This is a genomic window from Comamonas testosteroni TK102 (genome assembly GCF_000739375.1).
Classification (GTDB): Bacteria; Pseudomonadota; Gammaproteobacteria; order Burkholderiales; family Burkholderiaceae_C; genus Comamonas; species Comamonas brasiliensis.
This window is the reverse complement of sequence record NZ_CP006704.1, coordinates 1-15,794: the sequence shown is the minus strand read 5'-3', so window position 1 is coordinate 15,794 and position 15,794 is coordinate 1. Positions and strand designations below refer to the sequence as shown.

General features: G+C 59.1%; 10 protein-coding genes. 7 read left to right on the top strand and 3 right to left on the bottom strand.

The features are described from left to right. The first annotated feature begins 68 nt into the window (after positions 1-68). The 7 genes from hsdR (at position 69) to O987_RS00020 (ending at position 10,045) form a co-directional block, all read left to right on the top strand. Positions 69-2,528, top strand: a complete 2,460-nt coding sequence (gene hsdR / locus O987_RS00050) for an EcoAI/FtnUII family type I restriction enzme subunit R (RefSeq protein WP_043370361.1) — start codon at positions 69-71, stop codon at positions 2,526-2,528. Between the two features lie 35 nt (positions 2,529-2,563). Then, positions 2,564-4,339 (top strand): N-6 DNA methylase, encoded by a 1,776-nt coding sequence (locus O987_RS00045; RefSeq protein ID WP_043370360.1) that lies wholly within the window; start codon positions 2,564-2,566, stop codon positions 4,337-4,339. Continuing rightward, positions 4,339-5,661, top strand: coding sequence for a restriction endonuclease subunit S (locus tag O987_RS27485; protein ID WP_200879583.1), 1,323 nt, complete (start codon positions 4,339-4,341; stop codon positions 5,659-5,661). Before O987_RS00045 ends, O987_RS27485 begins: the two co-directional genes overlap by 1 nt. 74 nt (positions 5,662-5,735) lie before the next feature. Beyond that, positions 5,736-6,275 carry a restriction endonuclease subunit S gene (locus O987_RS29165; RefSeq protein WP_200879582.1) on the top strand — a complete coding sequence of 180 codons (540 nt, stop codon included), beginning with the start codon at positions 5,736-5,738 and terminating at the stop codon, positions 6,273-6,275. A 2-nt stretch (positions 6,276-6,277) separates the two neighbouring features. After that, a complete protein-coding gene (locus O987_RS00030) occupies positions 6,278-8,080 on the top strand; it encodes an AAA family ATPase (RefSeq protein ID WP_043370357.1) in 1,803 nt (600 codons plus the stop codon). A 3-nt stretch (positions 8,081-8,083) separates the two neighbouring features. Then, complete coding sequence (locus O987_RS00025; protein ID WP_043370356.1) at positions 8,084-8,896, top strand: hypothetical protein; 813 nt, start codon at positions 8,084-8,086, stop codon at positions 8,894-8,896. 45 nt (positions 8,897-8,941) lie between these two features. Further along, positions 8,942-10,045, top strand: coding sequence for an endonuclease NucS domain-containing protein (locus O987_RS00020; RefSeq protein ID WP_043370354.1), 1,104 nt, complete (start codon positions 8,942-8,944; stop codon positions 10,043-10,045). Positions 10,046-10,367: 322 nt separating this feature from the next. Here the strand turns inward: O987_RS00020 and gyrB are convergent, their stop codons facing one another. From gyrB to dnaA, 3 genes are all read right to left on the bottom strand, one after another. After that, positions 10,368-12,935: a DNA topoisomerase (ATP-hydrolyzing) subunit B gene (gene gyrB, locus O987_RS00015; RefSeq protein ID WP_003060005.1), complete on the bottom strand. Its 2,568-nt coding sequence runs from the start codon at positions 12,933-12,935 to the stop codon at positions 10,368-10,370. Between the two features lie 148 nt (positions 12,936-13,083). Beyond that, the gene (gene dnaN / locus O987_RS00010; RefSeq protein WP_003064798.1) at positions 13,084-14,205 is read right to left on the bottom strand and encodes a DNA polymerase III subunit beta; all 1,122 of its coding nucleotides are present in this window, start codon (positions 14,203-14,205) and stop codon (positions 13,084-13,086) included. Between the two features lie 182 nt (positions 14,206-14,387). After that, entirely contained in the window at positions 14,388-15,794 is a 1,407-nt protein-coding gene (dnaA, locus tag O987_RS00005) for a chromosomal replication initiator protein DnaA (protein ID WP_043370351.1), read from the bottom strand.

Sequence of the window (15,794 nt, the reverse complement as noted above, 5' to 3'; positions counted from 1 at the left end):
AGACAGCTTGGTTCGTGCGCCTTTCTTGCTCTCTAGACTGGCCCTGAAGAAATTATTGGGAGCACTACGTGGACATGCACCAACTCAGCGAACGAGACATCTGTACAAAGTTCATCACGCCCGCCCTGCAAAGCGCTGGATGGCTGCAGTCTCAGTTCCGAGAGGAAGTCAATCTCACCGCCGGTCGGGTCTTGGTGCGCGGTAAATTGGCTGCCCGTGTGCGCAATCCAGAGGCTAAGGGAGGGCCAAAGCGGGCTGACTACGTGCTTTACGCGCGGCCAAATTTACCCTTGGCGGTTGTTGAGGCAAAGCACGCCCGATTCTCTATAGGGCACGGTATGCAGCAGGCGCTGGCCTACGCTGAGATGCTAGACGCGCCTTTCGCGATCAGCAGTAACGGTTCTGGATTCCTGATTCACGACCGAACTGGTTTGTCCAACTGCACTGAGCGCGAAGTTCTTCTTGATGCTTTTCCAACGTATGCTGAACTTTGGGCCATCTTTTTGAGATGGAAGGGCTTGAATGAACCTACTACGGTAGCGCTCATTGAGCAGCCTTTCTACACCGATGGTAGCGGCAAGGAGCCTCGCTACTATCAGCGCGTTGCGATCAACCGTGCGATAGAGGCCATAGCAAAGGGGCAGCAACGGGTTCTGTTGGTGATGGCCACGGGAACGGGCAAGACATACACCGCCTTCCAGATCATATGGCGCCTTTGGAAGGCCAAGGCCAAGAAGCGAATCCTGTTTTTGGCGGACCGGAATATTCTGGTCGATCAGACGATGCAACAAGACTTCGCCCCATTCGGCGAGGTGATGCACAAAGTCACCAACCGCAAAGTTAAAAAAAACTATGAAATCTACTTGGCTCTTTACCAGGCGGTGACAGGCCGTGAAGAATGGAAGCAGATCTACCGGAACTTCCCGGCTGATTTTTTTGACTTAGTTGTGATAGACGAGTGCCATCGAGGTAGCGCAACTGACGATTCAGCTTGGCGAGAGGTGCTCAATTACTTCGCGTCTGCGACGCACATCGGCCTGACAGCGACTCCGAGAGAGAAGAGTCGCCTCGACAAGAAGAAGGGGATGCGCGTAATTGAGGACCCCGAGTACAACTACAAGTACTTTGGGGAACCTATCTACACCTACTCGCTCAAGCAAGGCATTGAGGATGGATTCCTCGCGCCCTACAAAGTGATTCGCATCGCGACGGATATGGATGCCATTGGCTATACACCGGAACAAGGTAAGGTCGACAAGCTCGGCCAGAGTGTGGAGCAGCGGCTGTACAGCACCAAGGACTTTGACCGCAGTTTGGTGCTGGAGAGGCGCACCCGCTTGGTGGCAAATAAGGTGTGGGAATATCTCAAGGCCACGGATCCGATGGCGAAGACTATCGTGTTCTGCGATGACCAAGACCATGCTGAACGGATGAGGCAAGAGCTGGTCAGACTCATTCCAGCTGCGGCTAGTAATCGCCGTTACGTTATGCGTATCACCGGTGATGACAATGAGGGCAAGGCCCAGCTGTCGTACTTTATCGACAACGACGAGCCATACCCAGTCATCGCGACCACCTCAAAGTTGTTGACCACTGGAGTGGATGCAAAGACCTGCAAGCTGATTGTTCTGGACCAGAACATCAATTCAATGAGCGAGTTCAAGCAGATCATCGGCCGCGGTACGCGCCTGCGCGAGGACTACCAGAAGCTGTATTTCACAATTATGGACTTCAAGGGCGCCACACGTCTGTTTTCCGATCCAGACTTCGACGGAGAGCCTGTCGTGATCTACGAGCCTGAGGACGATGAATCGGTGGTACCGCCCGATGTTCTATCGGGCGATACCGACCCTCCCGTCCTTCTTTCTGCTGAGGTTGACGAGGAAGTCTTCCCGCTTAAAACTACAACCGGTATCAGTGTAGAGGGCCGCGTCAAGTACGTCGTCGACGACGTGAACGTTCGCGTCGCAGTTGAACGTTCACAGTACCTCGATGCCAACGGCAAGCTGATCACTGAGGACTACCGTGTCCTGCTCAGAGATGACATCAAAAAGGTGCTGATGTCCGAGTTTGGCAGCTTGAACGAATTCCTACGTAGGTGGAAAGGCGCTGAGCGCAAACAAGTGGTCCTGGATGAACTGGCCGGACACGGCGTATCACTGGAAGTTTTGCAGCAAGCAGTATCAAATGGCGCTGAGTTAGACGTCTTTGACTTGGTGGCGCATGTTGCCTTTGATCAGAAGCCGCTCACCCGTCGCGAGCGAGCCAACAATGTCAAGAAGCGCGATGTGTTCGGAAAATATGGTGACCAAGCGCGGGCCGTGCTAGAGGCCTTGCTGGAAAAATTTGCTGACCACGGAGTGCACAATATAGAGGACGCCAAAGTGCTGGAGTTGCCGCCTTTCGACCAGTTTGGCAGCAAAACTCATATTCGGCGCGATATCTTTGGCGGCGTCCAACAATTCACCCAAGCCGTTGAGGCTCTGGAACAAGCCCTCTACGCAGAGAGCGACAAGAAGCAAGCCTGACCTAGCGTCGGGCGGCACGATTCAAGAACAACGAGATGAATCTCAGCAGTACGATCAAGTCCATCCAGGACATCATGCGTAAAGACGACGGTGTCGATGGCGATGCCCAGCGCCTTGGACAGCTCACCTGGATGCTTTTCCTCAAGGTTTTCGACCAGCGAGAGGAAGAGTGGGAAGACGACAACAAAAAATACAAGTCTCCGTTGCCCGAGGCCATGCGTTGGCGCAACTGGGCCGCCTATGTGGCAGGTCCTGATGGTAAGAAGAAGCCTCAGATTGCTGGTAGCGCGATCATCAGCTTCGTCAACAATGAGTTGTTTCCAACCCTAAAAGACTTGGATGCTAACGCCAGCCTTCAGCACAAGGTATTGCGCAGTATCTTTGAGGATGCTAACAATTTCATGAAGTCTGGTACCCAGATGTTGGCGGTAATAGAGAAGCTGGAAGAAGCCATCAATTTTCATGACTTCAAGACCCGCGCAAATCTGGGAGATGTGTACGAACAAATGCTAAACGATCTGCGCGGAGCTGGTAACGCGGGCGAGTTCTACACCCCGCGTGCCATCACCCAGTTCATGGCCGACCGGTTGAACCCTAGCCTGGCCAAGCGCGAGACGGTAATGGACCCGGCCTGCGGTACCGGGGGGTTTCTAACGGCCGCCATCGATCACCTGCGTAACCAGCTGACGGCCAAGTCCAGCCCGGCCGACAAGGCCGCCATTGAGGGCCTGATCCGTGGCATCGAGAAGAAGCAGCTACCGCACCTGCTGTGCACCACCAACATGCTACTGCACGGCATCGATGTGCCCAGCCAGATCGAGCACCGCAACACCCTGGGCGTGGGCTGGAACGAGTGGAGCGCTAACGACAAGGTGGACTGCATCATCACCAACCCGCCTTTCGGCGGCTACGAAGACGACGGCGTAGGCGGCGACTACCCGGCCGACCTGCGCACGCGCGAGACCGCCGACATGTTCATGGCGCTGATTGTCAAGAAGCTACTGAAGGAGAACGGCCGTGCCGCCGTGGTGCTGCCCGACGGTTTTTTGTTCGGCGAAGGCATCAAGGCCACTCTAAAGAAGTTGCTGCTGAGGGACTGCAAGCTCCACACCATCGTGCGCCTGCCCAGGGGCGTATTCGCCCCGTACACCACCATCAAGACGAATTTGCTGTTCTTCACCAAGGGCGCGGTGGTGGACGATGGCACCGAGCACTTTCACACCGACACCATCTGGTACTACGAGCACCCGTACCCGCCCGGTTACAAGAGCTACAGCAAGACCAAGCCGATCCGTTTTGAGGAGTTCAAGCCTGAGCAGGATTGGTGGGGCAGCGAGGCCAACGACTTTGCCGACCGGGCGGAGAATGAACTCGCCTGGAAGGTGGACTTCAAGACCAAGCGAGAGCAGGCTGAAAGTCTAGCGAAGCCGCATTGGGACCGTGCCCAAAAGTTGAGCAACGAGGCTAGCGCGCTGGACAACAGCATCCGCGACCTGCGCGAATCCATTAAGGGTGTGAGCGATGCCAAGCAACGCCAGCCTGTAGAGACAGAGATCGACGCGCTACGCGTCCAGGCTGACAACCTGCGCCTGCAGGCCCGTGACGCCCAAGTTGCCGGGGACCGGCTCTACTGGCCGATCTTTAACCTGGACCTGAAGAACCCCAACGCGCCCGAGGATGAGAGCCACGACCCCGACGTGCTGCTGGACAAGTACAAGGCGTTGCTGGGCCAGATCGAGGAGACCGAGAACCGCCTAAAGAGCGAACTCGCTGCGGCGCTGGCGCACCACTTCGTTGGCGAGGACTCCTGATGGATGCGCAGCAGTTTTTGGCGGAGTTTGGGCACATTGCCAATGCACCGGGAGGTGTGACGCGGCTTCGTGAACTAGTGCTCTTCTTTGCTGTCCGTGGCGAGCTTGTTGACTGCAATCAGGCCGATTACGCACGTATGGAGAGGGTTCGCTTAGGCCTTGAGCATCAGAAGACCTCTGACAGACGAACACGGTTTAGGGTCCTAGAACCCGTAACTGCCGCTGACGCGCCATATCGTGTACCCGATGGATGGATGTGGGCGCGGCTTGGTGAGCTGGTTGAAGTTCTTGATGGCCTTCGAAAGCCGATCACGAAGAGCCATCGAAAGCCTGGCCAAGTTCCTTATTACGGGGCGTCCGGTGTCGTCGACTATGTTGCTGAACACATTTTCGATGAGGACCTTGTTTTGGTTGGCGAGGATGGTGCCCGTTGGGGTAGGGGCGAGTCGACTGCATTCAAGATCTCAGGCAAGGCTTGGGTGAACAACCATGCGCACGTACTCAGGCCCAATCGAAAGCTATTAACAGATGACTATCTAATCGTGGTTCTCAGAGAGATGGACTTGGTCGGCTTCATCAGCGGCATGACTGTTCCAAAGCTGAATCAGCAGCGGTTAATCTCTATTCCGATACCGCTGCCCCCCGCTGAAGAGCAGTCCCGCATCGTCGCAAAAGTCGAAGAGCTGATGGCCTTATGCGATCAGTTGGAGCAGCAGCAGCAAGATCGCCGCAAACTGCAGAACGCCCTTCGCCGGGCCACCCTGCAGGCCCTCGCCAGCGCCCAAAGTCCGCATGAGCTGCAGACGAGTTGGAAAAACCTCCAAGCCAACTTTGGGCGTTTGTTCAGCGAGCCGGAGGATGTGGATGACGTAATCACCGAGCTGAAGAACCTGGCCGTGCGCGGCGTGCTGGTCGAAGCCAGCAGATCCGCCGCTGATCTGGCGCGGGTCATAGCAGACTGTTCGGCACTTCGTTCCGAGTACATTGCGACCGGCTTGATGCGACGGCAAAAGCTGGTAGGCATGGCTGAAAGCGACATGACATACCCGGAGCACTGGGCCACTGTCGCTTTCGATGAGGCCGCCGTGGTCACCGGCGGAGTCACCAAAGGGCGAGACCTGAGCAGCAAGAGGGTGGTGGTGTGCCCCTACCTGGCAGTCGCCAACGTTCAGCGTGGGTACTTCAAGCTGGAAGGCCTGAAGTCGATTGAGATTGCAGAGGACGAGCTGCCGAAGTACCTGGTCCACAAGGGCGACCTCTTGATCACCGAGGGGGGGATTGGGACAAGGTTGGCCGAACTGCCATCTGGCAAGGCGGCGTAGAGAACTGTCTCCATCAGAACCACATCTTCAAGGCTCGCGTTCCCAGCGAGAAGCTTCTGAAGGCGTGGGTGGAGTTGGTCTTCAACTCCAGCATCGGCAGGGACTATTTTGCCGGGGCGTCGAAGCAAACGACCAACCTCGCGTCCATCAACATGACACAGCTTCGCAGCTTCCCCCTGCCGATCCCTCCGGTGGATGAGCAGCGACGCATTCTTGATGCACTGGCGACGCTCACTGACCTATGCGAGGAATGGCGGCAGCAGTTGAAGCACAAGGGAGATCTGGCGTCGCTGTTTGCTGCGGCGTCTGTTGCTTCCCTCACCGGCATCAGCATCGAACAAGAAGAGGAAACTGCCTTGAAAGCCCCACAAACCGAACTGATCGCTCTGTTGCGCTTGGCCACGCCGCCTGGCGTAAAGGCCCAAGCGCCGCTCGCCACGCTATTGGCCCGCCACCAAGGCGAGATGGCTGCGCGCGACCTGTGGCAACGCTTCGGCGGCGAGATTGACGCCTTCTACGCCCAGCTCAAGACCGAGGTGGCTCACGGTTGGATCGCCGAGCCGGATGTGGCGCAGGTGCGCGAGAAAGCCGCCACCGAAGCGGCAAAGGCTTGACCATGCAGTTGCGGCATCTGGCCATCCCACAGTTTCGCAACCTGCGTGGTGTGGCGATTGACTTCTCCACCCAACTGGAGGTGGTGCCGGGCTCGGCGCCGGCCATGGCGGCTAGGGCCATCCGTAGCCATGCCCTGATTGGCCAGAACGGCATGGGCAAGTCCAACCTCATCGAGACGCTGATCACCATCTTCCGAGATGTAGACCTGGACCGCGACGCAGCGCTAGACTACACACTGGAGTATGAGATCCGCGGCCATACCGTCAAGCTGCAGGCCGACACCGCCAAGCAGAGGCGGCCTTTCGTGTGGGTGGACGGCAAGGCCGAATCGCAAGGCCACTTGCTGAAAAACCGGGAGCTGTTGCCCTCGCACGTCTTCGCCTACTACTCGGGCCGCAACGAGCGCATCGAGGCGCTGTTCCAAGAGCACCAGCGCCGCTTCAACCAGCGCCAGGAGATCACCACCGACGAGGTGCTGCCAGAGCAGTTGCTGAACCAGTTCTCTGCCAGTGATGCCGACATCCGCGCGATGGAAGAAGTTCGGCGGCGCCGCGAGGCACGGCTGAAGCAGGCGGGGGACGACCGGCTGCGCCGACTGTTCTATTGCCGTGGTGGTCACAGCCAACTGGTGCTGCTGGCCTGCCTGCTGTCTGATGACCCGGTCTTCCAGAAGGTGCTGAAGAACCTGCACATCGAGGCGCTGGAGTCGGCCCTGTTCGTGCTGAAAGAGCCGCATCGGTTGCGCGAGAAGCGCCGGGGTGGCCGCTTTGACGAGAACGAACTGAACGAAGGCGATCCGCGCTTTTGGTATGCGCGAGGCAATGTGGTCAGCGAATTCCTCGACAAGCTGTGGCAGGTGGCCTGGGCACCCATTGAGCAAGAGGCTACGCAGCAGATCGACTTCCGGGGCCGGACGGAGAAGCAGAAGCAGCTCTACCTTTATGTCCCCAGCCATGCCAAGCTCAAGCAGCTGGGAGAGCTGGTGGGCGGCACCGACAGCTTCTTCCGCTATGCCGAGGGCGCCTACATCGGTGATCTGATTGAGGAGGTGCGCATCACGGTGAAGAAGCGTGACGAGCACGGCGGCGCAGTAAGCTTTACGCAGTTATCCGAGGGCGAGCTGCAGATGCTGACCGTGTTGGGGCTGATGCGCATCACGCGTGAAGATCACTGTCTGTTCCTGCTCGACGAGCCGGATACGCATCTGAACCCGGTCTGGAAGCTTCGCTACTTCGACGACATCGAGGGGGTGTTGGGTGCGGAGGCTGGCGACGTTGCACAAGGACAGTCGCAGATTCTCATCACCACCCACGATCCAATGATGGTAGGTAGCCTAAGGCGTGAGCAGGTCCATATCCTGCGCCGCGAAAGCGATAGCACCGTGGTTCAGACGCCATACGAGCATCCCCAAGGCATGGGCGTCGCGGGCTTGCTGAAGAGCGAGCTATTTGGTTTGCCGTCTACCTTGGATCCTCAGACCCTGGACGATTTGCAGCGGCGCAACGAGCTGGTAGCCAAGAAGGCTAACGAAGGGCTGAATGCTGAAGAAGAAGCCACGCTGGAACGATTACGGCGCTATCTTGAGGAGTTGGGGTTCTCTCGTGAGTACCGGGACCCGATGTATCAGCTCTTCGTCGAGAAGATGTACAAGGCCAAGTCGCAGCCCATCAACAAACTGTTGACACAGGCAGAGCTTGCAGAACAAGAGGCTTTGGCTGAGGCGATCATCAAAGAGCTTGTCGCATCGGAGCGCAAAGACGAATTGGCTGAGCTTGCTCGCCAGTTAAAGCATGGGAGGGCGTGAGGTATGCGCAAGATCCGGGTTCCCAAAGATCAGTTGCCACCAGAGGATTGGCTGGCCGAGGCTGAGGCAGCAAGTACTGCGCTCGCAGAAGCGAAGACCGATGCCGACCGCGAGGCCATCATCGAGGCCAAGCAGAAGATTTGGCGCGACGACCGCATCCGCAACTGGCTCCTCGCTTTGTTTCATAGCAAGTGCTGGTATAGCGAGGCCCAAGAGGCTGTGTCTGCGTACCATGTTGACCACTATCGCCCTAAAGGTCGGGTAACTGATGTGGGTCGCACCAGCCCAGAGCCGGGCTATTGGTGGCTTACCTTTAATTGGCAGAATTACCGGATCTGCGGGCAGCTTATTAACGTCAAGAAGAACGACGTGTTCCCGCTTATTTGTGGTCATCGCGCCACGCCGGAAACGCCGGGCAGCTTAAAGCTCGAAGCCCCTGCTCTTCTGGATCCGACCACTGATGATGCTCGGCTGATCAGTTTCGAGATGGACGAGGACGGCTGCCGAGCCGTGCCGAGTGGTGGTGCCGACGAGGAGGACTGTGCTCGAGTCATGACCACGATCGAGGTCATCGGACTCAATCGCCTGGACAGGCTCAATGGGAAGCGCGCCGATGTTTGGGAAGAGTGCCGAGAGAAACTGGCAAGCTACGCGGCCGCCTCAGGCGAACCTCCGGCGCTGAAGCTGCTGCAACGCGCTCTCATCGTCGTTGATTTGAAGAAGCGTGTAGCCTACGAAAGTGAGCTTTCGTCGGTTGCCGAGGCTTGTATCCGGAAGGTCGGATCGGAGCTGGTCTGCGCACAGGTCTTCGGATAAGGCCTTCGATCTACTAATCCCTTCTGGAACCTGAATTCTCCAGCTATGCCCATCCACCATGCCATCTGGCGCGTAGGCGAACGGCCGACGCCACTCGTCTCCAGTCGACTGGCCAGCGAGCAGCAGCTCGAAGACATGATCGTGCGAGATCCGCGTATCCTGTCCAGCGAGTGGATGCTCATTGGTCGCCAGGAGGTGACGTCGCATGGTGGGCGCGTCGACCTGTTGGCGATTGCGCCTGATGCGTCGCTGGTATTAATCGAGCTAAAGCGCGACCGTACACCGCGCGAGATCATTGCTCAGGCTTTGGACTACGCCTCGTGGGTCGAGCAGTTGACGCCAGACCGCGTGGTGCAGATCTTTCAGCGGTTTTCCGGTGGCAAAAGCCTCGACGTCGCGTTTCAGGAGCGCTTCGATGTCGAATTGGACGAGGAGACTCTCAACCAGTCGCACCAGATCATCATCGTGGCGGCGGAGCTGGACCCTTCCACCGAGCGCATCATCGGCTATCTCAACGCTCGGGACATCGCGATTAACGTCGTGTTCTTCCAGGTCTTCGAGCATGGCGCAGACAAGCTGTTGAGTCGGGCCTGGCTCATTGATCCCGGCGAGACCCAGGCCAACGTGGCTTCCACAAACACGACTAAGAGCGACAAGGAACCATGGAACGGTGAGTTCTATGTGTCCTTCGGCGACGTCTCCTCTCGCAGTTGGGAGGATGCCCGACGCTTCGGTTACGTCAGCGGGGGCGGGGGCAGTTGGTACAGCCAGACATTGAAACTCCTGTCGCCAGGGGACCGAGTCTGGGTGAAGATCCCCAAAAAGGGCTATGTCGGCGTTGGAGTCGTACTGGAGTCAGTACAGCCAGCTAAGGATTTCAAGGTGCAGACGGAAAGCGGTGAACAATCTGCTCTGCTTGCGCTCAAGCATTCCGAAAGATACCGCCTCTCTGCCAATGATCCAGAGCGTGCGGAGTATTTTGTACGGGTGCGGTGGCTGGACACAGTTCCCGAGAGCAGCGCAGTGAACGAAGTGGGCCTCTTCGGCAATCAGAACACGGTTTGCCAGCCAACGACGCCAAAGTGGCGTCACACGGTTGAACGACTCAAAATCGCCTTCCCAAGATGGGCTGATCAGCCAGACGTCTGACTGAGTGCCTGCGCTGCGTTGATTGCACGGAGTGAGGCCAGCGAGAAATCCCGGCAGCCTCTGCTCAGGCATGAGGGGCAACATGGATGCTCACCATCGGCCGGGTGCTTGCTTCCTGGATACCCGGGAGATTTGCTGCCCGGCACTGATCCTGCGAGAAGCAGTCGTTGGTGAACTGCCGCTTTCAGCCTGAAGCAGCCCCTGCCACGTCTTAATAATTATCGGCAGTTAATTAATCGTTAAATAAAAAGCCCGGCCATGCCGGGCTTTTCTCATTTGCAATATTTGAGAAAATTTGCAGGATTATTGAGAACCTACAGGATCAAACGTCGATATTCCCCGCCCGCAGCGCGTTGTCTTCGATGAAGTTGCGGCGCGGCTCGACCTCGTCGCCCATGAGCATGGTGAAGACGCGGTCGGCCTCGATGGCGTCGCCGATCTTGACCTGCAGCAGGCTGCGGACATTGGGGTCCATGGTGGTTTCCCAGAGCTGCTCGGGGTTCATTTCGCCCAGACCCTTGTAGCGCTGGCGGCCCGTGGTGCGCTCGGCTTCGGAGATCAGCCAGGCCATGGCCTGACGGAAGTCGCCGACCTTCTCGGTCTTGGCCTTTTCGCCTTCGCCGCGCGTGACCTTGGCGCCTTCGCCCAGCAGGCCGACGAAGTTCTGCGCTTCGTCGGACAGGGCGGCGTAGTCATGGCTGCGCACGAACTCCTGGGTCAGGATGGAGCTCTTGATGTTGCCGTGGTGATGGCGGCTGATGCGCAGGATGGGGTGCTCGCTGTTGGGGTCGATCTCGGCCGTCACATCGGCCGGCACGCCGGTGGTGGTCAGCTCGCGCAGCTTGGCTTCGAGAATCGGGGCGCACTCCTGGGCTTGCTCGATGGTGTCGAGCTTGATCTGCACGCCATCGGCAATGGCGCGCAGGGCTTCGGCATCCATGAAGTTGGACAGGCGCTCGATGACGGTTTCGGCGGCCAGGTGCATGTTGGCCAGCTTGGCCAGCTCCTCGCCTTCCACGGTGCGCGGATTGTCGCCGCCGGTGTTCACGCTGGCATGGTTCAGCGCGATCTTGAGCAGGTATTTGTTGAGGGCCGGGCCGTCCTTGAGGTAGAGCTCTTCCTTGCCGTTCTTGACCTTGTACAGCGGCGGCTGGGCGATGTAGATATGGCCGCGCTCGACCAGGTCGGGCATCTGGCGGTAGAAGAAGGTCAGCAGCAGGGTACGGATGTGGGCGCCGTCCACGTCCGCGTCGGTCATGATGATGATGCGGTGGTAGCGCAGCTTGTCGGGGTTGTAGTCGTCGCTGCTGCTCTTGCCCGAGTCTTCGCTGACCTTGCCGATGCCGGTGCCCAGGGCGGTGATCAGGGTGATGATTTCCTGGCTGGACAGCAGCTTTTCGTAGCGGGCCTTTTCCACGTTCAGGATCTTGCCGCGCAGCGGCAGGATGGCCTGGAACTTGCGATCGCGACCCTGCTTGGCGGAGCCGCCGGCGGAGTCACCCTCGACGATGTAGATTTCGCACAGCGCAGGATCTTTTTCCTGGCAGTCGGCCAGCTTGCCGGGCAGGCCCATGCCGTCGAGCACGCCCTTGCGGCGCGTCATTTCGCGGGCCTTGCGCGCGGCTTCGCGGGCGCGGGCGGCTTCGACAATCTTGTTGCAGAGAATCTTGGCGTCGTTGGGCTTTTCTTCGAGGAATTCGGCGAGCAGCTTGCCGACAATGTCTTCCACGGGCGCACGGACTTCGGAGCTGACCAGCTTGTCCTTGGTCTGGCTGGAGAATTTGGGCTCGGGCACCTTCACGCTGAGCACGCAGCACAGGCCTTCGCGCATGTCGTCGCCGGTGACTTCGACCTTGGCCTTCTTGGCCAGTTCGTTGTCGGCGATGTACTTGCCGATGACGCGGGTCATGGCGGCGCGCAGGCCGGTCAGGTGGGTGCCGCCGTCACGCTGGGGAATGTTGTTGGTGAAGCACAGCACCTGCTCGGCATAGCTGTCGTTCCACTGCATGGCGACTTCGACGCCGATTTCGGTGCCGGGAATGCCACCATAGGTCTCTGCCGGGCGTGTGCCTTCGGCGTAGAAGGTGGTGGGGTGCAGGACTTTCTTGGTGCCGTTGATGAATTCCACAAAGCCCTTGACGCCGCCGGCGCCCGAGAAGTCGTCTTCCTTGCCGTCGCGCTCGTCCTTCAGGCGGATGCGCACGCCGTTGTTCAGGAAGGACAGCTCGCGCAGGCGCTTGGCCAGAATCTCGTAGCGGAACTCGAAGTTCTCCTTGAAGATTTCCTGGTCGGGCAGAAAATGCACCTTGGTGCCGCGCTTGTCGCTGGGGCCGAGCACGCGCATGGGCGAGACTTCGGTGCCGTCCACGACTTCGATCAGGCGGTTTTGCACAAAGCCGCGCGAGAAGTCGATTTCATGGCGCACGCCGTCGCGGCTGACGGTGAGCTTGAGCCAGATGGACAGCGCGTTCACGCAGGACACGCCCACGCCGTGCAGGCCGCCCGAGACCTTGTAGCTGTTCTGGTTGAACTTGCCGCCAGCGTGCAGCTCGGTCAGGGCGATTTCGGCAGCCGAGCGCTTGGGCTCGTGCTTGTCGTCCATCTTCACGCGCGTGGGAATGCCGCGGCCGTTGTCGATCACGGACAGCGAGCCATCGGCGTGGATGGTGACCAGAATGTCGTCGCAGTAGCCGGCCAGCGCTTCGTCGATGGAGTTGTCCACGACCTCGAAGACCAGGTGGTGCAGACCGGTGCCGTCCGAGGTGTCACCGATGTACATGCCCGGGCGCTTGCGCACGGCTTCCAGGCCTTCCAGGATCTGGATTGCGCCTTCGCCATAGCCGCCTGCATCTGCGGCGCTCTGGGTGTCTGGCTTGTTCTCTTCGGTCATGAAATTACCTTGCTGCTACAAGGTCAGGAGCTGTTGGCGCCTGACCTGCATAACTTTCAAATGAATACTTGCCTGAAATCATTACAGGACGAGCGGTAGCTGCTCCTGTTATTTCAGGCAATGAAATGGCTGGCTGCGTTCGGTCCACTCAAATGCGCATGGGCATCACGACGTACTTGAAGCTTTCGTTCTCGGGGATGGTGACCAGCGCCGAGCTGTTGCCGTCCTGCAGATCGATCTTGACCATGTCCTGGCTCATGTTGGTGAGCACATCGATCAGGTAGGTCACGTTGAAGCCGATCTCGATGGTGTCGCCACCGTAGTCGATGTCGAGCTCGTCCATGGCCTCTTCCTGCTCGGCGTTGTTGGACGCCACGCGCAGCGTGCCGGGCTCGACCGACAGGCGCACGCCCTTGAACTTGTCGCTGGTCATGATGGCCGTGCGCTGCAGCGATGCCAGCAGCGGGGCGCGGCCCAGGGTCACGCTGTTGGTGTGGTTGCGCGGGATGACGCGGTTGTAGTCGGGGAACTTGCCCTCGACCAGCTTGGTCACGAACTCCATGCCGCCAAAGGTGAACTTGGCCTGGTTGTTGGCGAACTGCATCTCGATGACGGGCTGGTTCTCGCCGCTGGCGTCCGACAGCAGGCGCTGCAGCTCCAGCACGGTCTTGCGCGGCAGAATCACTTCCTGCTTGATGGGCACTTCCACATCCAGCGTGGCGCTGGCCCAGGCCAGGCGGTGGCCGTCGGTGGCCACCAGGCTCAGGGTGTTGCCTTCGGCGACGAACAGAATGCCGTTGAGGTAGTAGCGGATGTCCTGCACGGCCATGGCAAAGGAGACCTGGCCCAGCAGATCCTTGAGCACCTTCTGCGGCACGCTGAAGGCGGGGCCGAAGGCTGCCGATTCCTGCACCAGCGGGAAGTCTTCTGCGGGCAGGGTCTGCAGCGTGAAGCGGCTCTTGCCGCCCTTGAGAATCATCTTGGACTGCTGCGTCTCCAGGCTCACGGTCTGGTCGCCGGGCATGGTCTTCAGGATGTCGATCAGCTTGCGGGCACCGATGGTCGTGGTGAAGTCGCCGGCGTCGCCGCCGAGCTCGGCCGTGGTGCGGATCTGGATTTCCAGGTCGCTGGTTGTCAGCTGCAGCGCATTGCCCGTCTTCTTGATCAGCACATTGGCCAGAATGGGCAGCGTGTGGCGGCGCTCGACAATGCCGGCCACCGATTGCAGGACCGCGAGAACTTTGTCTTGTGTGGCTTTCAGGACGATCATGTCAACCTCAGTGATTTAAGTGCGCATATGTTTTGACGCGGCGGCGCCCGCAGGGCGATGCGGACGCTCCCTCATGCCGCGTGAATTCCCCATTTTGCCCTGTGTGAGTGACATTCATGGGGTAGTTTTTTAGAGCGTGGTCATGATCTCTACGTCGGCGCGAGCAGATCGTGAACACGCTCTTAACCCTTGAGCGTTTGTTCCAGCACATGCAGCTGCTGGTTCAACTCGGTGTTGGTCTGGCGCTCGCCCGCGATCTTGCGTACCGCGTGCAGCACGGTGGTGTGGTCGCGGCCGCCGAACAGTTCGCCGATCTCGGGCAGGCTTTTCTGCGTCAGCTCCTTGGCCAGGTACATGGCAATCTGGCGCGGCCGCGCAATGCTGGCCGGGCGCTTCTTGCTGTACATGTCGGCCACCTTGATCTTGTAGTAGTCAGCCACCGTCTTCTGGATGTTTTCCACAGAGATCTGGCGGTTCTGAATGCTGAGCAGGTCGCGCAGCGCCTCGCGCGCCAGCTGGATCGACACTTCCTTCTGGTTGAAGCGCGAATAGGCCAGGATCTTGCGCAGCGCGCCTTCGAGCTCACGCACGTTGGAGCGCACGTTCTTGGCCACGAAGAAGGCGACTTCCTCGGGCATGTCGGCGTTCTCGGCGCGGGCCTTGTTGATCAGAATCGCCACGCGCATTTCCAGCTCGGGCGGCTCGATGGCCGCCGTCAGGCCCGAGTCGAAGCGCGAGACCAGACGCTCGTGAATATTGGCCAGACCCTTGGGATAGGTGTCGGACGTCATCACGATATGGCTCTTCTTGGCCAGCAGGGCCTCGAAGGCGTTGAAGAACTCTTCCTGCGTGCGGTCCTTGTTGGCGAAGAACTGCACATCGTCGATCAGCAGCAGATCGAGCGAGTGGTAGCGCTCCTTGAACTCGTCAAAGGTGCGGCGCTGGTAGGCCTTGACCACATCCGACACGAACTGCTCGGCGTGGATGTAGAGAATTTTGGCGTCGGGCTTGTCCTTGAGCAGCTGGTTACCCACAGCATGCACCAGGTGGGTCTTACCGAGGCCGACACCGCCGTAGATGAACAGGGGGTTGTAGAGATGACCGGGCGAGCCTGCCACATGCATGGCGGCCGAGCGCGCCATGCGGTTGGCCGTACCTTCGACCAGGGTCTCGAAGGTGAGAGCCGGGTTCAGGCGGGTGCGGAAAACCGGCGCACTGGCCTCTTCGCTGGTGACGGTGGGCACGGCGACATTGAGCGTCTGCGCCGCTGTCTGCTGCGTTGCAGATGGCGGGCGCACATAAGTGCGCACAACGCTTTCGCGCTGAGCAAGTGCTAACTCAAGGGTGACCGGCTGGCCGTAGAGCGACTCCAGCATGGCCGAGATGCGGCCTGCATACTGGGCACGGATCCAGTCCAGCTTGAAGCGGTTGGCCACATAGACGGTGACCTTGGAAAAATCTTCTGCAACGAGTGCCGTCAGCGGCTTGATCCAGGTGTTGAATTGCTGCTCCGGCAGCTCCTGACCCAGTTGCTCAACGCAGACCTGCCACAGGGCCTGGCCTGCATCATTGGTTGGTTCCTCTGTCAT

What these genes read in the sequence shown, in the direction of transcription:
- dnaA (WP_043370351.1), bottom strand. Translation starts at nt 15,794, where the DNA reads ATGACAGAGGAACCAACCAATGATGCAGGCCAGGCCCTGTGGCAGGTC.
- O987_RS00025 (WP_043370356.1), top strand. Translation starts at nt 8,084, where the DNA reads ATGCGCAAGATCCGGGTTCCCAAAGATCAGTTGCCACCAGAGGATTGG.
- O987_RS00045 (WP_043370360.1), top strand. Translation starts at nt 2,564, where the DNA reads ATGAATCTCAGCAGTACGATCAAGTCCATCCAGGACATCATGCGTAAA.
- O987_RS27485 (WP_200879583.1), top strand. Translation starts at nt 4,339, where the DNA reads ATGGATGCGCAGCAGTTTTTGGCGGAGTTTGGGCACATTGCCAATGCA.
- dnaN (WP_003064798.1), bottom strand. Translation starts at nt 14,205, where the DNA reads ATGATCGTCCTGAAAGCCACACAAGACAAAGTTCTCGCGGTCCTGCAA.
- gyrB (WP_003060005.1), bottom strand. Translation starts at nt 12,935, where the DNA reads ATGACCGAAGAGAACAAGCCAGACACCCAGAGCGCCGCAGATGCAGGC.
- O987_RS00020 (WP_043370354.1), top strand. Translation starts at nt 8,942, where the DNA reads ATGCCCATCCACCATGCCATCTGGCGCGTAGGCGAACGGCCGACGCCA.
- O987_RS00030 (WP_043370357.1), top strand. Translation starts at nt 6,278, where the DNA reads ATGCAGTTGCGGCATCTGGCCATCCCACAGTTTCGCAACCTGCGTGGT.